Annotated in this window: 15 protein-coding genes; 4 read left to right on the top strand and 11 right to left on the bottom strand. The window is 57.1% G+C overall.

The window, feature by feature from the left end; all coding sequences use genetic code 11:
- The first annotated feature begins 149 nt into the window (after positions 1 to 149).
- Complete coding sequence (locus OKW43_RS18350; protein WP_429448915.1) at positions 150 to 1,163, top strand: EthD domain-containing protein; 1,014 nt, start codon at positions 150 to 152, stop codon at positions 1,161 to 1,163.
- Between the two features lie 209 nt (positions 1,164 to 1,372).
- Here the strand turns inward: OKW43_RS18350 and OKW43_RS18345 are convergent, their stop codons facing one another.
- The 7 genes from OKW43_RS18345 to OKW43_RS18315 all read right to left on the bottom strand — a co-directional run bounded on the left by OKW43_RS18345 (position 1,373) and on the right by OKW43_RS18315 (position 10,074).
- Entirely contained in the window at positions 1,373 to 3,241 is a 1,869-nt protein-coding gene (locus tag OKW43_RS18345) for a CocE/NonD family hydrolase (RefSeq protein ID WP_429448913.1), read from the bottom strand.
- A 150-nt stretch (positions 3,242 to 3,391) separates the two neighbouring features.
- Positions 3,392 to 4,081 carry an EthD domain-containing protein gene (locus tag OKW43_RS18340; protein ID WP_429448911.1) on the bottom strand — a complete coding sequence of 230 codons (690 nt, stop codon included), beginning with the start codon at positions 4,079 to 4,081 and terminating at the stop codon, positions 3,392 to 3,394.
- Between the two features lie 42 nt (positions 4,082 to 4,123).
- The gene (locus tag OKW43_RS18335; protein WP_429448909.1) at positions 4,124 to 4,834 is read right to left on the bottom strand and encodes an ABC transporter ATP-binding protein; all 711 of its coding nucleotides are present in this window, start codon (positions 4,832 to 4,834) and stop codon (positions 4,124 to 4,126) included.
- Between the two features lie 13 nt (positions 4,835 to 4,847).
- Positions 4,848 to 6,629 (bottom strand): ABC transporter permease subunit, encoded by a 1,782-nt coding sequence (locus tag OKW43_RS18330; protein WP_429448907.1) that lies wholly within the window; start codon positions 6,627 to 6,629, stop codon positions 4,848 to 4,850.
- Positions 6,626 to 7,549: a branched-chain amino acid ABC transporter permease gene (locus tag OKW43_RS18325; protein WP_429451719.1), complete on the bottom strand. Its 924-nt coding sequence runs from the start codon at positions 7,547 to 7,549 to the stop codon at positions 6,626 to 6,628. The genes OKW43_RS18330 and OKW43_RS18325 overlap by 4 nt, the downstream gene beginning before the upstream one ends.
- Positions 7,550 to 7,602: 53 nt before the next feature.
- A complete protein-coding gene (locus OKW43_RS18320) occupies positions 7,603 to 8,799 on the bottom strand; it encodes an ABC transporter substrate-binding protein (RefSeq protein WP_429448905.1) in 1,197 nt (398 codons plus the stop codon).
- Between the two features lie 63 nt (positions 8,800 to 8,862).
- Positions 8,863 to 10,074, bottom strand: a complete 1,212-nt coding sequence (locus tag OKW43_RS18315) for a porin (RefSeq protein WP_429448903.1) — start codon at positions 10,072 to 10,074, stop codon at positions 8,863 to 8,865.
- A 540-nt stretch (positions 10,075 to 10,614) separates the two neighbouring features.
- Between OKW43_RS18315 and OKW43_RS18310 the strand changes: the two genes are divergently transcribed.
- Entirely contained in the window at positions 10,615 to 11,391 is a 777-nt protein-coding gene (locus OKW43_RS18310; protein ID WP_429448901.1) for an SDR family NAD(P)-dependent oxidoreductase, read from the top strand.
- 228 nt (positions 11,392 to 11,619) lie between these two features.
- Here OKW43_RS18310 and OKW43_RS18305 read toward each other — a convergent pair whose 3' ends face one another.
- Positions 11,620 to 12,408, bottom strand: coding sequence for an IclR family transcriptional regulator (locus OKW43_RS18305; protein ID WP_429448899.1), 789 nt, complete (start codon positions 12,406 to 12,408; stop codon positions 11,620 to 11,622).
- A gap of 156 nt (positions 12,409 to 12,564) precedes the next feature.
- Positions 12,565 to 14,328 (bottom strand): FAD-dependent oxidoreductase, encoded by a 1,764-nt coding sequence (locus OKW43_RS18300; protein ID WP_429448897.1) that lies wholly within the window; start codon positions 14,326 to 14,328, stop codon positions 12,565 to 12,567.
- Positions 14,329 to 14,537: 209 nt separating this feature from the next.
- Between OKW43_RS18300 and OKW43_RS18295 the strand changes: the two genes are divergently transcribed.
- The gene (locus OKW43_RS18295) at positions 14,538 to 15,296 is read left to right on the top strand and encodes an EthD domain-containing protein (protein ID WP_429448895.1); all 759 of its coding nucleotides are present in this window, start codon (positions 14,538 to 14,540) and stop codon (positions 15,294 to 15,296) included.
- Between the two features lie 208 nt (positions 15,297 to 15,504).
- Here OKW43_RS18295 and OKW43_RS18290 read toward each other — a convergent pair whose 3' ends face one another.
- Positions 15,505 to 16,848 carry an MFS transporter gene (locus tag OKW43_RS18290; RefSeq protein WP_429448893.1) on the bottom strand — a complete coding sequence of 448 codons (1,344 nt, stop codon included), beginning with the start codon at positions 16,846 to 16,848 and terminating at the stop codon, positions 15,505 to 15,507.
- 456 nt (positions 16,849 to 17,304) lie between these two features.
- Here OKW43_RS18290 and OKW43_RS18285 point away from each other — a divergent pair, with 456 nt between their 5' ends.
- The gene (locus tag OKW43_RS18285) at positions 17,305 to 18,474 is read left to right on the top strand and encodes an MFS transporter (protein ID WP_429448891.1); all 1,170 of its coding nucleotides are present in this window, start codon (positions 17,305 to 17,307) and stop codon (positions 18,472 to 18,474) included.
- 82 nt (positions 18,475 to 18,556) lie between these two features.
- Here the strand turns inward: OKW43_RS18285 and OKW43_RS18280 are convergent, their stop codons facing one another.
- A complete protein-coding gene (locus OKW43_RS18280) occupies positions 18,557 to 19,390 on the bottom strand; it encodes an IclR family transcriptional regulator (RefSeq protein ID WP_429448889.1) in 834 nt (277 codons plus the stop codon).
- Positions 19,391 to 19,438: the final 48 nt, after the last annotated feature.

The raw sequence follows: 19,438 nt of genomic DNA, 5'->3' as shown, positions 1-19,438 counted from the left end.
CAGTGTGTCGGTGTCGAGTCTCCGCCGGCTCAGCCTTAACGCCGTTTACCCGTATTGAAGGAAGCGCGCTAGCCGATGAGATGTCAGCGTGGTTGCGGTAGACGCCTCGCTTCCCACTTTTGTCTGTTAAATCCTTCGAAGGTCAACCCATGTCTAACTTCGTTGTCGAAAAGCTGTATCGACCGCCCTACGTCCAAACTCGACCAGGTGGAAGCGAGCCGCTGACAGTTCTCTTTTCGTTGCTTTCCCGTGCGGATACGACGCCACCCGACGTACGTCGAGTGGGGGATGGTTACACGCTCGACACGTCTGGCCGTCCATTACGAGACCCGGCGAAAAACTCTTCCGCCGTTGGTTTCGAGAGTAATCCCAACGTCAGCTTCGAGCATTGGGGCGAGTATTGGCGAAAGGTGCATGGCGTTCGTTTCACCTACATCGAAGAGCACGACGACCGCAGCTTGGAGCGACTGCTGCGTTATGAACAACTGCATCGATTCGCTCCAGGGCCAACAAGCTTTAACGCGCCCCCATACCGCGCTCCAGTCGACGAAAGCGGGATGCTCTGGCCGACAATTCTCGGACACATTGAACCGTATCAACGGCCGCGCTGGGACGGCGTCGCGTATCTCAACTTTGAGAGCATCGATGACATCGCAGCTGTGTTCGCTAACGAGCGAGTGCGCACCAAAATTCTTCCCGAAGACTTGACCATGTTTCGTGACATCGCGCCGGTACTTGCCCGGCAGCACATCATCATTCCCAGTGAATCGGGAAATGAAGCAGTCACATTGGTCAAGCTACATGTGCGTCGAAAAAACGAGGCGCGCGAATCATTCCAGCAGTGGTGGCTCGAGGACCATGGCACCTATGCCGGCAGTCACTGCCAAGGCGGTCAGTTGGTGAAACGTTATGCCCAGCTTCACAACATCGGTGGTCAGGAACCCGGCCAGCCGTTTTTTCACCCTGACGCCGCGACGCTTGATGGAATAAGCCTTATGAGCTTTTCAAGCCTCGCAGACCTTGAAGATTTTCTGGTGAGCCCGATGAACGCAAGTATCGTCGACCACGAGTCCATGAAGATTGAGCAAGCAGCGTCAGAATATTGGACCACCATCGGCATAGTGATTGTGAATCGAATCCGCCCTGAGGTTCGCACCCGGTAACGACTGCCGCCGCGGTGTTGGGGCGAGCAGCCGACACCCAGACATCTGAATAGGCGCCGTGTAGTCGATTCGCTCGCCATGCCATATGGACCGAACGCACCAAGGGAGTTGACCGCTTTGCGACGACCCGTTGAATCGAAGATTTCCGACCCCCGCGAAACGCCCCGTCCCTTAGGACGGGGCGAACTACCTACCGCATCGAACCCCGCTCAGTCGTCGTCTGCCTCCTGACACACGGGACCTTCCTTCTTCGCCGAACCAGAGTCCCAGTATGGGAGGCTCGTGTTGCCTTCAGACTTGAAGCAGCCTGCTTTGAGCAAAGGCAAATTCAAGGACGACGGGAGGCTTGCGCCAACATACAGTGAGACGGTACTTCCCGTCAGAGAGACCACCTGAGGATGCGTCGGAAAGCACGCATCCGTGCCGAGTACGGGCGAGCATTGCGAGTTTGCCGGAGGCGGCGTCCCGATGCCATTCGACTGCTGCGTCGGAGTCTGAGTGCTGACAATGAGTCGGACCTTGCTTCCCGCCGGAATTGAGGCAAACTTCGGCGAAATGACGAAGTCGTAACGACCAATATTACCGGCGGGTACGTAGTGGTCTGCGAAGTATTCGCCGTAAGGCTTCACAGGCACGCCGTTCTTATCGAGCCACGAGCGATTCGGGTCGTTCCTCGAGAGACTGCCAAGAACGGTACCACTGGAAAGCGGAGTAACAGTCCCATCCGGACCCACCAGTTGCACCGTCGCGATGAGTTCCAGATTCGGCGTTGTTGACGAGGCGTAGAATGACGCGCTCATCGGGCCGGCAAGCGTCGCTCCCTTTTTCAGAACCGGCCCATCAAATTGGGCCGTGCTACCGGCGCCTGGCTGCGCCCAAAGTAGATTAACTTCCGCGGATTGATTCGAAGGCTTCTTCGATAGAACTCCCCGTGGCGTCAGGAAGTATTGCTTGTACACAGGCGCAACAGGGTAAGCCGAGGTGCTAATCCAGTTGTTGGAAATTAATTCGTGGACGTGGACCGGCTGCTTCGTGTCGGCCATCCCCGTCTTTTTACCTTTAAGCCAGGTGTCGAACCATTCCAGCGTGATGTTGTTTGCAATGTTCTGCCCGGTCGTCTGCTCGTCAAATTGACAGTGACCGCCCTGGCTGATAATCACCTGATAGCGGCCGGTGACATCCTGATTCGGACGCATAGGGCCGTAGACGTATTGGCTGCTTCTTGCGTTCTGCAGATATGCGTACATGGACATAGAACTCTCCGCGTAAATGTCCTGGTGCGTGCTCCAAATCAGAGTCGGAATGTCGAGGTCTGCGAGTTGCCGAGCGAACGTGCCGGGAGAGCGCACCTTCCAGAAGTCTCTGTCATAAGCCCTGGGACCACCCGCGTTGATTTCGTCGACCATAGACTGGCCATAGGCGGTCGCGCCATGATTGTTACCAACCGCCGCACCGAAACCCAATGGGAATTGGCCCGTTTGAGTCGGGATGCCGCCCGCGAAATACGTCTCACGGTAAAACTCCGCCCCTGCACAAAACGGCGCCAGAGCTTTGATTGGTGAATTTTTTCCGGCTGCCAGCGCCGTCGTATATTGGTTCAGTCCTGACCAAGAACCGCCTTGCAGAGCAATCGTGCCGTTAGAGTTCTGCAGCTTCGTGGCAGCCCATTGGACTATCTCGGCACCATCCTTCCCGTCGCTCCCGAAGAAGGAAAATTCGCCGCCTGAATTCCGTGTCCCTCTGACCGACGCTGTCACATAGATGTAGCCTCGCTGAACGAAGTAATCACCAGCCGTGGACGGATTCGTGAGGTATGGCGTTTGAGTGAGAATGACAGGGAACGGACCCTTCGCCCGAGCACCGGTATGCAAGTCGGTGGGGTAGGACACATCGACCATGAGCACTGTTCCATCGCTCATCGTGACCGGGACGCTTTTGTCTAATGCAGTCCCGTAAGTCGGATTGCCCGGGCTCCATACTCCACCCGGAAATGGCGTGGACGCAAGCGCGGGAGCTGCCGCACCGGATAACAGAATTGCCACGGCTGCAAGCAGCCCTGCACGACTTGAACGCTTCATGACGACCTCCATCGGTGTTTCGCCAATTGCTTGATGAACTTGATTCTGCATTCCTAACTTAATTTACAAAACGTAATCCACTTACGCCAGCACCACAACCGCAGCCCGCGCCATCGCCGGGACGCGGGTGCCCACTCAATTCCGGCGACGTCAGATGATTCGGTGCTCCTCGACCAGGAACGCAGTGATGCCGGCGAGGAATGTCTTCGCATGTTCCATCGTCTTCAAGCCGACCTCTGATTCGAATGCCTTTTGCAGCGACTCAGTGCTTTCGAACCAGAACTCAACGACCCCATCAATGGGTAGGTCGTCGTAACTGCAAGGCGTGCCTTTCTGAAGCTCTCGCTGCACTACCGCGTTCTGCCGATAGCCTTTGACGCCAGGCATCGTGCGAAAGAAATCCGCATGTACTTTCCACTCGTTCAGAAAGTCCTGCTCCGAAAGCTCGGGGCGACGGCGGATGAGAGAAATCCGCTTCTTGAGCTTTGCACGAGACGCGTCTTCCGGCACTTCTACTACCGTCGTCTGCCTGACGGTCAGGATATGAAGGCGGCCGAGGAAATGGTTCTCGTCTTCGATGATACTTTGCGGCAGCTCCCCCTCTCCGAACGGCTTGTTCGGGTCCGAAATCCACAGTTGCGAGAAACCGTCGAACTCCCACGGCTCCCGCTCGAAGTCGATTCCGCGCTGAACACGGTCGACAATGTGGTTCTGCCAATACTGACTAAGTCCAGGTGCGTTTTTCACCAACGGGCCGTGATGGCCGAGCCAATGCTTGTAAAACTCATCGTTCGACCATTCGGGCTTCTTTGAAATAAGCCCCATGCGTACCGTGCTCATCAATCCTCCAATGTCGTGACTTAGGTCGAAAGCTCGGCGCGGTCAATGCGCGCCCAAATATGCCGCCTTGACTTTTGGGTCGTTCAGCAAGTCGCGCCCAGACCCCTCCAGCGTAATGTTGCCAACCTCAAGTACATATGCCCTGTCAGCGACGCCCAATGCCTGCTTCGCCATCTGCTCGACCAGCAGAATGGTGAGGCCCTCCTCGCGCAGACTACGGATGGCATCGAAAATGTCGCGGATGACCAGCGGAGCCAGGCCCAACGAAGGCTCATCGAGAAGAAGCATGCGCGGCTGACTCATCAATGCGCGCGAAATGGCGAGCATTTGCTGCTCGCCCCCGGAAAGCGTTCCCGAGAGCTGGTTCTGGCGTTCGCGAAGACGTGGAAACCGGTCGAACTCACGCTCCATCGCCGCTTCGGTCGCGGACATCGGCTGCTTGCGGGAATAGGCTCCGAGAAGAAGATTCTCACGCACGGTCTGGTCGGGAAACACGCCGCGACCTTCAGGCGACAGGGCAATCCCGAGGCCAAGGCGCATGTGTGCAGGCAACTGGGTGCAGTCGCGACCGCCAACCGTGATGCGGCCAGAGGAGACCGCCTGCAGCCCCGCGATGCTCTTTAGAAGGCTACTTTTCCCGGCACCGTTCGCGCCGATGATGGTGACGACTTCGCCTTCCCTCACCTCGAGGCTCACACCCTTCACGGCCTGAATAGCGCCGTAAGAGACCTTTACTGAATCGATTTTGAGCATCGTTGCTCCTCTCTCACGCGGCTTCAGCTTCGTCGACGCCGAGATATGCTTCGACGACGCGGGGGTTGGCCTGGACGTCTGCAGGCTTGCCTTCGGCAATCTTGATGCCGTAGTCAAGCACGATGACGTGGTCGGAAATCGACATGACGAGGTCCATGTGGTGCTCGACCATCAGGATGCTCACGCCATATTTGCTGATACGAAGGAGCAGTTGCCCAAGCTCGGCCGTTTCCTGCGGGTTCAAGCCCGCTGCCGGCTCGTCGAGGAGCAGCAACTGCGGTTCTGTGGCGAGTGCACGGGCGAGCTCGGCCCGGCGTTGCAGGCCATACGGCAGACTCCCTGCGGGGCGACTCGCCAGGTGGCCCAGGTCAACGAGCTCAACGAGTTCGAGGGCACGTAGCCTCGTAATTTCCTCCTCGCGACGCGCCTTCGGGGTCGCAAACAAGGAAGCAAAAATGCCGTTTTTCATCCGGCTGTGCCGACCGAGCATTACGTTGTCGAGAACCGACAAATCGGCGAAGAGCCTCAGGTTCTGGAAAGTACGACCCATCCCCTGGCAACAGATGGAATGAACCGCGCTTCCGCCAATCTCCTTCCCGTTGAAGCGAATCGACCCGCTGTCCGGACGGACGACCCCCGTTACCATGTTAATCATCGTGCTCTTCCCGGCACCATTCGGGCCGATGAGCGCGTGGATATGACCCCGCTTCAAGGCGAACGAAATGTCTTGAGCCGGTTTCACGCCACCGTATGCTTTCGAGAGCTTCGTGACTGTCAGCAGTTCTGCGCTGTTCGGCCGACCGCCGCGCAAGAGCGTCGTAACCTGCCCGCCCGGGGCAGCGTATTCTTCCTTCGAGTCTCGACTCTTGCGTCCGACCAGCTTCGACAGCGCGCCGACAACTCCCCCGGGCATCACATAGAGCGCAAACAGGAGAAGCAGCCCATACAGCGTGTGTTGAACTGAAGGCCAACGTGCAAGAAGTGCGTCTAGCAGGGTCAGGACGATTGCGCCAACCACGGGTCCAAGCTTCGTTCCCGCTCCGCCAAAAAGGACGAGCAACAGGATGAAGATGGAGAGCTGAAACGAAATAAAATCGGAATTGATGTACTGGTTTTGCTGAGCGACCATTGCGCCAGCAAGTCCACACGTGACCGCCGCAATCACGAAGGCAATCACTTTGCCTCGATAGACACGAACGCCCACCGACGACGATGCAATCTCGTCAGCCTGAAGCGAGAGGAATGCACGACCAAACCTTCCATTCAGCAGGTTGCGAAGCAACAGGTGAGTAACCGCACAGAAAACGAGCCCGACGCACACCCATTGACCGAGCGACATCGGCTGCCCACCCATTTCCGGGCTACGAATCCCGTAGATGCCTTGGGCTCCGCCAAACACATCCGTCCAGTCGCTGACCAGCCGTTCCACAACGATACCGAACGCGAGTGTGACCATGGCCAGATACGGCCCTTTGACGCGGAGCGACGGCAGCGCGATGAGCACCCCGCAGACGCCCGAGATGGCCGTTGCGATGGCCATGGCTGCCCACGGATTGATTTCCGTCTGCGATGTGAGAAGTGCGACTGCGTAAGCTCCCGCTCCGAAGAGCCCAGCTTGACCGAGCGATTTCTGCCCTGCGAAGCCGACAAGGACGTTCATGCCGGCGGCGCACAGGTAGTAGACGCACATCATGAACGCGATATGCAGGTAATAGTCATTCCCGACGGACAGCGCGGCGGCGCCAAGCACGACCGCGATGGCGCATACGCCTGCCAAATGGCTGTACTTTTTCATACTTTCTCCACGAGGCGGCTGCCAAAGAGGCCCGTCGGCTTGAAAGCAAGGACGAGAATCACCACAGCGAACACCGCAATCTCACGCCACTGCGCCTGCCACAAATTGACCGTTGACTCGAACACTCCGAGAGCAAAGCCACCGATAACGCAACCGCGGGGATTGTTGAGACCACCTACCATCGCGCCAGAAAAGCCCTTCAGCCCAATGGCCAGGCCCATGAAGAGAGACGCCTGCGTGATGGGTGCAATGAGAAAGCCAGACAGTCCAGCCAACGCCGAGCTCACCACAAAGGAACCAATCATCACTGCATTCGTGTTGATGCCCATCAGGCTCGCGACGTTACCGTTGGCGGCGACAGCGCGCATCATCTTTCCAACCATCGTCTTTCGCATGACGATGTCAAAGGCAATCATCACGAGGACGGCCACCGCCAGGAGAAGCAGCTCTTGCGGACGCACGCCGATTCCGAAAAGTTGAATCACGGAGTCACCAACAGGGGACGGCACCACAACCGGTTTGGGGCCCCAGATGGCCAGCCCGATGCTGTCCAGGACCACACCGAACCCGAGAGTGCTCATGACCCACGCCATTCCAGGCTGTTTTGCGAAAGGACGCACGCCGATGGCATACAACAACCAACCGAGCGCGCCCATCACGACGAGTGCGGCAACCAGCGCCAACAATTGCGCACTCACGCCAGGAACTACCCCGCCGAAACTTGTCGAGGTGATTGGCTTGCCCAAGAGGAGCAGCATCGCGCTCATTCCAACGAATGCGCCGCTCGATACGAACTGGCCGTGCGAGAAGTTGAGCGTTTTCGTCGTAGTGAACGTAATGCTGAAGCCCAGCGCCACAAGCGCATATGCGCCGCCGACCGCCAATCCACTAATTAACGCCTGAAAGATAGCTTCCATGATGAGTGTTCTCCGCTGTGGCGGCACCTGCGGTGCCGCCATCATCAATGGGACCGTTACTGCTTGTAGTCGGCCGGGGTCAGGGACGCAACGAGCGCATCGCTGTACGGCACGAGTCGGCCATCTTTCCAGTGCACCCAAACAAAGTCCTTTGCTACCAGTGCTTCGTGATTTGTCTTGCTGAAAGGCTTGTTGTAGGTTTTAAGCAGACCTTGCACCGGTGCATTGAGGTTCTCGAGCGCCACACGAATTGCCGAGCCGTCTGTACTGTTCGCCTGCTTGATTGCCTGAACTAGAATCATCACGGAGTCGTAGCCGTGCAGCGCAAACGAGAACGAACCCGGAGCCTTCAGCTGAGACCCAACGCGGGTGAACAGCTTGTCTTGGGCCGGGGTCCGATTTTCACTGACGGTACGCAGAAAAAGTGGCTTCTCTGCCAACGTCTTTCCGGCTGCATCATAGAAAGTTATGTTGTCCGCCGCCCAGGAACTGAGCGTACGCGGGTAGTAGTTGATTTTCTCCATGCTCCGCATGACTTGAGCGATAGGAGTACCCTGCGCCCAGATGATGACTGTGTCGACACCTGCTTCCTTGAGCTTGTTCAACTGGGAAGTCATGTCTGTGTCGCTGACGCCGAATTGTTCGATGGCAGCGGGAGTGATTCCCTGCATCTCGGCGATGGACTTCATGTCTTTGAGAGCACCTTGACCATAGCCTGTCGTCTCGGTCATGAAGCCAACCTTCTTCGCACTACCCGTCTTCTTCACATACGCCATCAGCGCCGCGACTTGCTCACGGTCGACCATCGAGACGCGGAACATGTAGTTGTCCGCACCGGGGCTCATCGGCTTGGTGATGTCCGTTCCCGACGAGACATTGTCAATCACCGGCATCTTCTTCTGATTGACGATGTGCTTCCATGCCATTGCGTTTCCAGAGTTCGTCGGACCGAAGACGGCAACGACCTTTTCGTTGTCGATGAGGTCCGTCATGTTCTGGATGGACTTGGGCGGCTGTGATACGTCGTCGCGCACGACGAGCGTCAGTTTTTTGCCGAGCAGTCCACCCGCCGCATTTACATCAGCTATTGCAGCTTGCATGCCTAGGACAGCGGCTTGTCCGCTCTGTGCCGAGGGCGACGCAGAAAGGTCGCCGTTAAAGCCAATCTTTATTTCCTGCGCCGACGCGGCGGGGGCCGCCGCAGCAAAACTGAGCGAGGCTACGATTCCTGCGATGACACGAATTGCTTTCATGATGTCTCCAACCTGTTGCTTCAGCATTCGATGGGCGTTTCATCCCATCGTCGTTTCAATCAATCAGAACTTGCTCACGACACCCAGACTGACCGCGACCAAGGAGCGGCTCGCCCCCGGGGTAGTCTGGAAGCTGTCACCGATGGCCGGTGTGGCATTAATAATTGCGCCGGTTCCCGGGTTACCCAGCGTCTGGCCCGACGCACGCTGGTATCCTTCGAGCGCGTATAAACCTGTACGCTTCGAAAGCGCGTAATACTGGGAGAGAACGACCTGGTGATACCTGGCTGCGTCCGAGACGTTGTTCGCCTTGGAAGCCCACGTGTAGTTGTAGCCAAGTGCCAAATCGAACGCAACGGCCGGCTTCCAATGGAGCACACTTCCTACCGTGTTCCAGACGGCCGTGTCGGTGAACTTGGAATTCACGCCCGGGATGTACTGCACGTTCGAATATGCGAACGAGATGTCCCAGTTCTGGTTGAAGACATAGCCGCCATTGACAGCAAAACGCTGCTGAGCCTGGGCTTGGCTGTAGCCATTTGTGATGGCTGATACCCCCTGCTGACCGGACGAGTTCACTGAAGATTCCGCGCCGTATGGGCCACCGCCAGGAGTTGAGTTATTGATGCGCCAGAAGCCTGCAGCAAGACCGAAGTTCCCACCCTTGTACTGAAGTCCACCGCTCCAAGTCGACCCCTGATTCAAGCTCCCGGGCACGCCGGCAGGTGCGAATTGGCCACTTGCTGTAATGCCGTAGAACGTCGGCGTCGTATAGGAAATCGCGTTGTTGGAGCGATAGTAGGTATCCAAGCCGTCAAGGTCGCCAGGATGCGAACCGTACCCGGTCTGATAGAACGCGGGAACCCACGGCGAAAGCATCACGTAGTAAGCGCTATATTGACGGCCCACTGACAGGGCACCATAGGCAGGGTTCGACAACTCGATGCGTGCCTGCCTACCGAACATGGCATTCGTGAACTGCTGCCCGCCGTTCGCGAGATTGAAACCCGACTCCAGGACAAACAACGTCTGATAACCGTTACCGAGGTCCTCTGTGCCACGAAGCCCCCAACGGTCTCCGTTCCACACACCCGACTGCATGCGAACGTTGGACCTTCCTGGCGTCGTCGAGCCGAGAGTTGTTTGACTGTTTTGATAGGTGATAGACGTGTCGACAATGCCGTACAGAATCACGCTCGACTGAGCAAATGCAGGAAGAACAGCCAAACCAAGACTCGCACCTACTGCACATCGAACAACTCTCTTCTTCGCCATTAAAAGTCTCCTTAATAATTTTCTAGTCCGAGTCGTCAGCGGCGGCGTCTGATTGCCATCACTTGTCGCGGCCTGTCGTGGGCAACACGGACAATTCGGCTTTCTATATGTAGGACAACGAATCGGTGTAGCGATTTACTCTCACTGGATTCGAGAGAAATGCACCGTGTTACGCGCGGCGCGCATGATTGACCTATTTGCGGCGCTCGTTGTCTTGAGGGAGGGCTGCCTCCCCCGATAGCCCAGATACTACGCCACAAAATTAAACATTCGCCACTGCTTTTGCATAGGTGCAAATCGCTATCTCGCAGCTTCACATTCATCTCAAAGACCATCGGACGGCGAGAACCCACACACCATGCGGGTTCCAGCCGGAGCCATACGCTAAGTCGCAAGCAACGCATCAGCGCTATCGCAATATCGATGGCGATGTGGTGTCTGGATGTGGGTAATTACACCAATGCAACCATATATGTTTATGTGAAACACTAACGCAGCAGCATTGCTAACCGTATATCCATCAGACATCAAGGAGAAATCATGTCGTTCCCTCAATACGTCGCGCCACGATTGCTCGAAGACCGCGTGGCTTTCGTAACCGGCGCAGGACAAGGCAATGGCCGTGCACTCGCGCTCGGCCTTGCTCAGGCCGGCGCCAAGGTTGTGGTTAGCGACATTGCTTTCGAACACGTCAGGGAAACCGCCGCGCTCATTGAGAAGGAAGGTGGGAAAGCGTGGCCGTTCGAGCTGGATGTCACCAACGCAGACGCTTGTTACACCCTTGCCGAAAAGGTCTCCAACGACATCGGCTGTGTCGACCTGCTTGTGAATAATGCGGGCATCATTATTCGTGAGAACTCGACAAGCCCGAATGCAGTCAAGAACTGGAAGAAAGTGATGGACGTGAACGTTCAAGGGACGTTCAATGTCACTCACGCGTTTCTTGAGGCTATCAAGACGACCAAAGGCGTGATTATCAACGTTGCGTCTATCGCCGCTTATGCTGGACAAGGCGCTAGCCTCGGCTATTCCCCGTCCAAAGGTGCAATCAAGATGTTCACGCAGTCGCTAGCGGCCGAACTCGCGCCTCACGGGGTACGCGTAAATGCATTGGCGCCCGGCGTCATCGAAACCCCTATGACGGCTGCGACACGCGAGAATCCGGCGCGTCTCGAGGCGTTTATGTCACGCATCCCTATGGGTCGGGTTGGCCAAACGGAGGACCTCGTCGGCCCGACGATATTCCTGGCGTCTGGAATGTCGCGCTACGTGACGGGGGTAACCCTCGCGGTAGATGGTGGATTTCTAGCTATCTAAGGTCTATCTTGCAAAAGCCCGCCCATCGGGCTTTTTTGACACAACAGCGTCTACGCCGGAGCAGTCAGAAGCGAGTCCTTCGCTGTTCTCGCGGCGAAATCCGTTTGCAGATAGCACGTGCCGACGCCAGCACCAGAGGCTGCACATTTTCGAGAACCTCCCTCCAATCATCCTTTCCACCAGCTTGCTGGGCAGGCATGGACACCCGGGTCTTCGATTCCCAAGGCGTTACGAAGACAGCTTTTCAGAAAGCTGAAGCAGTCCGCTCGCAACGGTTCCGGTATCAGAGGTATCCAGCGTGCTTGACGGGCCGAAAATGGTAACTGAAAGCACCATCTGCCCGCGGTCGAAAACAGGCGCGCTCAGGCTGTCGACGCCAGGGATTGGCACACCCAGCGTTCGTGACAGATGTGTGCCCCGCACATCTCCTGCGAAGTTCTCAATTACCTCGACAAAGCATCGCGCTGAGACCGCATCGGCCTTCGCAACTTCACGAGCAAGCATCGGTTCTATCGTCTGCCTCGGAAGGAACGCGGCGAACAGTCGTCCTGTGCTGCTGTGGGCGATGGACATTACCGACCCCACATGCAAGCCGACATGCAGGTACATTTCGGGGCCGTGGTATCGAATGACGGTGGGGCCATGGTCTGTCCATATCGCCACAAACGCGCCGTGATTATCGTCTTTAAGCAGTTCAATGGCCAACTCCACCGTCTTATGCAATGGGTGGAGCTGCGCTAAAGCTCGCAGGCCAAGCTTCAACGCAAGTGGTCCGGGCTCAAAGCTGTGGGTCGTTGAATCACGTCTAACCAGTCCTGTGCGAACCAAGCTGACCATGTATGTGAAGACCTGATTCAAAGGTAAGGCGGTTGCAGCGCTCAGCCCCAGCATCGAAACAGGTTTTCCGGCGTCAGCCAGATGCTGCAAAAGCGTCCCTCCAACCTCCATCGCATGGATTCCACGCTGCTTCCTAGTTCTTCCCGGAGCAAGTTGCTCGACGCATTCGGCAGCCTCCATATCTCCCCTCCTTTGCGAGCATCGTCCCGGACCTGGTGATGCCAACCGGTCGGCACGTCGCGTTTTCTCGACAAGGTCCGACATGCGAAAAAAAGCCGCGGCCGCTGGGCAACAGCAACCGCGGCAATGCACACCCATCGGAATTCCTACGCTTCGTTAATGGGACACCACTGCAAATTTGGTAGCCGGAGCGTCCATCACAGTGTCTTCCTTCCGAACCTCCGTGGTAGATGCGATTGCTTTGCCTGCGATGTAGCCGAAAGTCAGCGCCGGTCCCAGCGTAATGCCGGCGCCGGGGTAGTTCCCGCCCATGATGCTGCATGCGTCGTTGCCAACCGCGAACAGCCCGTGGATTGGCGCGCCGTCGGAGCTGAGCACGCGGCATGAAGAATCAGTCTTCAGGCCAGCGAATGTGCCAATGTCACCGATGCGAATTTTGAGAGCATAGAAAGGGCCTTTCTCGATAGGCGCTACACACGGATTCGGCGAATGAAGAGCGTCACCCTGATAACGGTTATATGCTGTGCTTCCCTTCCCGAAGAGTGAGTCGCGACCTAGTCGCGCCTCGGCGTTATAGCCTCGCACCGTCTCTTTGAAGTTGAGCGCATTGACGCCAATCTTCTCGGCCAGCTCGTCTACGGTTGATGCTTTCGTCAGGTAGCCGACGCGCAGATAGCGGCCAATGGGCATTGGGAACGGAGCAACACTACCCAGGCCGTACGTTCGGAGAGTCTTGTGGTCGCAGATGAGATGAGCGGAAATCTCCTCTCCCGCCGGCGTCGACTTCACCAGCGCTTGCACAAAGTCATGGTACGAGTGGCCTTCGTTCGTGAACCGACGGCCGTCACGTAGCACGGAGATAACGCCCGGCTTCGCGCGGTCGATAAAGTGCGGCATGATGCCTGTTGTTCCGTCCTTTCTGGTCAGCGTCGAAACCGGCACCCAGGCAGCCGCGTTCGGCAGCGTTGTCGTCACTTGACCGCCGACTGCTTCAGCCATGCGCAATCCGTCGCCCGTGTTACCGGTCGGAGAAGGCGAGAAATGTTCGGAGCCTGTCGGAGCGTGGGGGAAGAGTTGCTTGCGACGTTCGATGTCGTACGGAAAACCGCCGCTCGCCAAAATAACAGCACGGTTCGCGGTCACCCGTACTTTCGAACCGGCCCGGTCAAGGACCGCTCCGGTGATTCGGCCATTGTCGTTGGTGAGGCTGAGCGCCTTGGTGTTGAGCCAAAGAGGAACGTTCAGGTCGAAGAGCGACTTCGCGAGACGCCCGGCAAGCGCGTTGCCGTTCGTCAGCGTCATGCCGCGACCATGCTTCGAAACGTCTGCAAAGTGGCGCGACAGACGCTTGGTGACGTACCAGGCGGACTTGATTGACTTCGTCACCCGCATGAAGTGCACAATTTCCTTGCCCGAACCAAGCATCATTCCGAATACGGTGAGTTCGGGCAGCGCAGGAGCGAGGTCCTTGATTGCCGTGCCGAGTTCACGGCCGTCAAACGGACGAGTGACCATGGAACGACCACCTTGCGTACCGCCGGGCGCCTCGGCGTGATAGTCGGGAAACACGAGAGGCATGTCGAAGCGTACAGCTGTCTTCGCTGTGAAGAAGTCCACAGCTTCCGGCCCATTCTTGATGAAGGCGTCGACGCGCTCACCATCAAAGCTCGAACCCGCCTCGTGCTGGAGATACGTTCGCGCCGCATCTTCTGCCTCGTAAATTCCTTGCACCTTTGCAAGTGCCGTATTCGGAATCCAGAGCCAACCGCCCGAGCGAGCTGTTGAGCCGCCGAACTTGGGCTCTTTCTCGATAACGAGAACATTGAGCCCCTCAGACGCGGCCGTGATTGCCGCGGACATTCCCGAGCATCCCGAACCAATAACAAGCACGTCACAGCTGTATTCGCTTTCCTGCTCCATCACGCATCTCCGATAGCGAGGCGCGACCCCTTCAGGTGCGTCCTCATAATCATTCCCCGTCTTCTGGGCCATGGTCAAATCATACGCCGTAATTACATATACGCGTACATATTTGCGTAGGTACAATCCCTATACCGGATTTCGTTGTGGCGGATGTAGATTGAGGACTCGATGGGAAACGCGTGTGCCCTTGTGTTTGGATGCGGTTGGTGGCCTTGTATGCAGGCGCTGCGCTCGCCACCTTTGTCATCGAATTTCTGGCGACGCGGCGGTCTGTCGCCGGTACCGCTTACTTCACCTACTCTGGAGACGACATGATTAAACGTATGACTCTGCTGGCGCGCAAGGAAGGCACTTCGGTAAGCGACTTCCGTGCGTACTGGTCTGGCTGCCATGCTCAACTCGCTTTGTGCATGGATGGCATTTCGAAATACACGCAAAACAGGGTCGAGAAAACTCTCTGGAAGTCCGGAGGTAGTTCGGGATGTTTTGATGTCGATGGCATCGTCGAGCTCTGCTTCGAAAGCGATGAGCTCATGTCCGAAGCACAACGTTCCGCGGTCGGGAGTCGATACATTCCCGAAGATGAGCCAAACTTCCTGCGCGGATGGACGCTTTGCGTGGTCGACCACGAGGATGGAGCCGAAGAGCACACAGGCGTGAAGGTCATCGTCGTCGCCGCTCTAAAGGCAGGTGTCTCACGAATCGAGTTCGAGAAGGTAATGGTCGAATCCGACAAGGAACAACCGACGCCTGCGACAACATCGCTCAATTGGACGACCAAAACCGCGAAGCGTGAACGCCTATGGGCAGAGCCGGTAGTGCCCACCGTGCTTGCCGCGCTGTGGTTCAAGAATCTTGCGGAAGCGCATGACGCGTTTCGAGTTGAGAGCAGCCTCGTGCAAAGCATTGACGGCTTAGCCGACCGTGCGGCTGCGTACCTTATCAACCCGCTCGTGGTCAGGTAATCCGAATGGTCGTCGGCATCTCATGCTGGTGACCATTTCAGACCGGTAGCCAGTTTGGTGGGCGCGTCGCCCCCCCTCTCTCTCTAGCGAAACCATAGCGCACTGCGATTCGGAAATTGCTACGAAACCGCGCCGTTAGCCCGTACCAAAAAACAAAACGGGCGCTGGAGCTCCGAGCGCCCGGTGCATCTCATTTTCGGCTCCCAGTTCACGCTTTATGCAAATTCCTCGCCCGTTCGGACCGTAACGCAAAAAACATCGCTGTGCAGGCAAGAAGCAGCATGAATGCAATGAAATAGAACGCGTTGTTCATGCTTCCGGTGTAGGTCTTGATAAGACCGATTAGATACGGGGTGATGGTTCCGCTGGTTACCCCGATAGTGCTGACCAGCGCGATGCTCGCAGGAGCGCTGGAACCGCGAAAGAAGCTAGCGGGCACAGACCAGAAGATGGGATGAGCCGCGTAAATAAATACGGCCGCCGCAGTCAACAGCGCCATGGATAGTGCGAAGCCCAGGCCATGCGAAGTCAGTAGCGCCAGCGCTGCAGCGGCGCCAGCGCCACAGACGATGAAATGCCATTTGCGTTCGTTCCGTCGGTCGGAACGACGAGCAATCAAAATAACGCCCACAGCACCGATTGCATTCGGGATTGCCGAGTACAGACTAATCTGAACGATGTCGGTAATTCCGAATTCGCGAATCATCGTCGGCATCCAGAACAGCAACAGGAGGATGCCCGAGGTCAGGCAGAAGTACACAAACGCGAACACATAGACGTACGGGTTACCCACTGCCGCAAGCAGGGAATGGCTATGCTCAGCAGGCTTTCCGTCATTCGCCAGCACGTCTTCCAGCCGCCGCTTCTCACCTGCGCTAAGCCACGGTGCAGCGGACGGCCTGTCCTTCAAGAAGAAGAATGCGATAACACCCAGCAGGATTGCGGGAGCACCCTCGATGGCCAGCATCCACTGCCACCCGTGGACACCATGGACCCCATCCATGCCGCGCATAATCCAGCCTGAGACCAGACCGCCAAGCACACCGGCGACGGCGACACCAGCATAAAAGACGGATAGCGCTCCTGCGCGACGGCGTGCCGGGAACCAGTACGTCAGATATAAAACGATGCCTGGGAAGAAGCCGGCCTCGAATACACCGAGAAGAAAGCGTAAGACGTAAAACTGCGTGCTGTTGGATACCGCGACCATCACCACCGAACACGCGCCCCACAACACCATGATTCGTGCGAAGGTCTTCCTGGCTCCATACTTATGCAAAAGTATGTTGCTGGGCACTTCGAAGAGAACGTAGCCGACAAAGAAGAACACTGCGCCCAAACTGTACGCGGCGTCAGTAAAGGAAAGGTCGTGCTTCATCTGCAACTGAGCGAACCCGATGTTGTTCCGGTCCAGGATTGCAATTACGTAACAGAAGAAGAGAAACGGAATGATTCGCAGCGTCACCTTGCGAAACAGACTGTCATCCGAGGTGCCGACAGATGGGGGATTCGTCGGTGCAGGGACCGTGCCGACTGAACTTCGCGTTGTCATCAGAAACTCCAGTGCAGTTGTTTTCAGTTGTGGTCCGCTGTCAGTCGAAGTACCTACGCAACCTCACTGACCGCCAACCCACTCAGAAGGCAACCGCATCATGGCAGGTCCACGCTTCTTGATTACATATTAACGTTTCACTTCGCCAATATATAATTCTCGTTTGTACCTATCTAAGTCGGCCTAGACCGTAAACGGCTTCGAAGTGCTGGTAAACACTTACCGTGCCTGCGACTGGTTCGATAGATGAGTCTCAGAACTACCGGAACTCGGGCTATGCGTCGCAGAGGCCCAGACCAGCAAGTTCGAATTGGCCGGCCTTGCCTCGAAATTCGCTTTGCCTGGCGGCCCGCAGCACCATCAAGCAGTTTTGTTTTACGCGCATATGATTGCGTATATATAATAAAGTGCGAGTGAGCTGCTACGTACAGCGATTGCATCGTTGAGGAGACCGGTTTGTCCGCGAGAATGTTGTGGCTTCTGAGCGCGTGCTGCTTTGCCAGCATGGCGTCAATGCGGGTCTGCGATTCGCTGCTACCGTCGTTGCAGGCGGAGTTTGGTGTGAACATGGGGCGCGCCGCCCTGGCAATTTCCGCGTTCGCCCTCGCATACGGCCTTACGCAACTCGTCTTCGGGCCCTTGGGAGACAAGTTCGGAAAAGTTCGCGTAATCGCTCTGACCACGCTCGCCTGCACGGTAGGTAACCTTGGTGCAGCATTGTCCGTTCATATGGGCCAATTAGTCGTGGCCCGGGTATTGTCCGGGGCTGCGGCCGCGGGAATAGTGCCTTTAACTATGGCGTGGATTGGCGACACAGTGCCTTATGAACGGCGTCAGGAAGTCCTTGCACGGCTGCTCGGCGCGACGGTTTTCGGGATGATTGCCGGTCAGTGGCTAGGGGCATTACTCGCCGACGCCGCTGCCTGGCGAATCTCGTTTGCCTCGCTGGCCCTGATTTATCTGGTTGCGGGGCTCTTCGTCTTGCGAGAAGTCAATTCGTCGGACATGACGGGAAAATCGCCCCCCGGCCGTTTCGCGTACCGTGCTTTTGAGGTGTTGGCGATTCCTTGGGCTCGAACAGTGCTCCTCGTCACCTTCATCGAAGGCTCGCTCGCGTTCAGCGCGCTATCGTTCATCCCGACCTATCTGCACGGGACCTTCGAACTTCCGATGTCGAGGGCGGGCGCGATTGTGGCCCTTTATGGGGTTGGCGGCTTAACGTACAGCCGATGCGCGCGCGTCCTGGTCCGTCGCTTGGGAGAAGCCAATCTGGCGAGGCTTGGCGGTGCCTGTCTCGCAGTGTCATACGGCGGACTCGCGCTTCTCAACACCTGGTTGCTCGCGTTGCCCGCGTGCTTCATGGCTGGATTTGGCTTCTACGCGTTGCACAACACGCTGCAGACCCATGCCACGCAGATGGCACCGAGCGTGCGCGGAACCGCCGTGTCACTCTTTTCGTGCTTTCTTTTCTTTGGGCAATCAATAGGCGTTGCTTGCGCCGCGTGGTTTATCGACAGATTTTCAGCGCCGCCCGTTTTTATAGGCTGTGCTTTCGGCCTTTTTCTAGTCGCAGTCGTGTTTTCGTCGCTGGTTTCTCGCCAAACCGCACAGTTGGCAAGGACCTAACGGAATGCCGGCGGAGCACATAACCGGGGTGGACGCCAGCTGGCAAAGGAAGCGCACGGCGAATCAGATGGAACGAGCGTGCCTAGACGGCCGGTACAGTCGGCGCGGAATTCTGTTCGGTCAACAGCTTGGTGGTCGCAAGAAGACTGGTAACCAGCGGGCCTTTCCAGGAAACGTCGAAATTCCCGGCAACTCCGAAGAGCGTCAAAACAAGAACAATCTCTCCGTTGTTGTCAAAAACCGGTGCGCTGATGCTGTTGATACCTGGAATCGGCATGCCCTCTCCTCGCGCGACGCCTCGCTTTCGAATATCCGCCAGAATGGCGTCGAACTGCGTGATAGTCAGACGCTCGCCATCAGGCGTTTGCGACCCGAAGTCCGCACCAACGAGCTCGCCGAGCGTGGAACTCTGCTTGTATGCAGCAAACACCCGGCCAGTCGTCGAATGCGTGAGCGACATCACTGTGCCGACGTGAACACCAGCATGCAGCGAGGCGGCGGGCTCAATGCTTTGCAGAACGGTTGGACCACGGTCTCCCCATGCGGCGAGAAGCACACTTTGCTCGACGCGCGTCGCAAGGTCGGTGGAAGGCTGCATTGCGTTACGGACTGCGGGCACCATGCGAAGCGCATGCAACCCCATGCGGAGAGACAAAGGCCCTGGCTCGAAGCGCGAGGTGACGGGGTCCCGTTTGACGAGGCCGGTACGAAGCAGGCTCACCATATAGGTGAACACCTGATTCGTGGGGATGCCGCTGCGCGCGCTGAGCTCCGCAAGTGTCACTGGTTCGCCAGCGTCCGCGAGATACTGAAGGAAGCGGCCACCAACTTCCATGCTCTGGATGCCGCGTTGCTCCTTCCGGGCACTTGAATCGAGGCTTTCCGGATTTTCTTTTGCCCGCTGCTTCGTTACCATGCAATCCTCTGTGCACGAACACATTATGTTTCGCCGATTTTACCGGCT

The organism is Paraburkholderia sp. WC7.3g, from assembly GCF_050436345.1.
GTDB classification, from domain to species: Bacteria; Pseudomonadota; Gammaproteobacteria; order Burkholderiales; family Burkholderiaceae; genus Paraburkholderia; species Paraburkholderia podalyriae.
The sequence above is the reverse complement of the archived record's forward strand: the minus strand, read 5'-3'. Positions and strand labels throughout refer to the sequence as shown.

Coding starts and splice junctions, on each gene's coding strand:
- OKW43_RS18305 (WP_429448899.1), bottom strand. CDS start 12,408: ATGGAGGCTGCCGAATGCGTCGAGCAACTTGCTCCGGGAAGAACTAGG.
- OKW43_RS18315 (WP_429448903.1), bottom strand. CDS start 10,074: ATGGCGAAGAAGAGAGTTGTTCGATGTGCAGTAGGTGCGAGTCTTGGT.
- OKW43_RS18310 (WP_429448901.1), top strand. CDS start 10,615: ATGTCGTTCCCTCAATACGTCGCGCCACGATTGCTCGAAGACCGCGTG.
- OKW43_RS18330 (WP_429448907.1), bottom strand. CDS start 6,629: ATGAAAAAGTACAGCCATTTGGCAGGCGTATGCGCCATCGCGGTCGTG.
- OKW43_RS18280 (WP_429448889.1), bottom strand. CDS start 19,390: ATGGTAACGAAGCAGCGGGCAAAAGAAAATCCGGAAAGCCTCGATTCA.
- OKW43_RS18335 (WP_429448909.1), bottom strand. CDS start 4,834: ATGCTCAAAATCGATTCAGTAAAGGTCTCTTACGGCGCTATTCAGGCC.
- OKW43_RS18340 (WP_429448911.1), bottom strand. CDS start 4,081: ATGAGCACGGTACGCATGGGGCTTATTTCAAAGAAGCCCGAATGGTCG.
- OKW43_RS18290 (WP_429448893.1), bottom strand. CDS start 16,848: ATGACAACGCGAAGTTCAGTCGGCACGGTCCCTGCACCGACGAATCCC.
- OKW43_RS18320 (WP_429448905.1), bottom strand. CDS start 8,799: ATGAAAGCAATTCGTGTCATCGCAGGAATCGTAGCCTCGCTCAGTTTT.
- OKW43_RS18345 (WP_429448913.1), bottom strand. CDS start 3,241: ATGAAGCGTTCAAGTCGTGCAGGGCTGCTTGCAGCCGTGGCAATTCTG.
- OKW43_RS18300 (WP_429448897.1), bottom strand. CDS start 14,328: ATGGAGCAGGAAAGCGAATACAGCTGTGACGTGCTTGTTATTGGTTCG.
- OKW43_RS18350 (WP_429448915.1), top strand. CDS start 150: ATGTCTAACTTCGTTGTCGAAAAGCTGTATCGACCGCCCTACGTCCAA.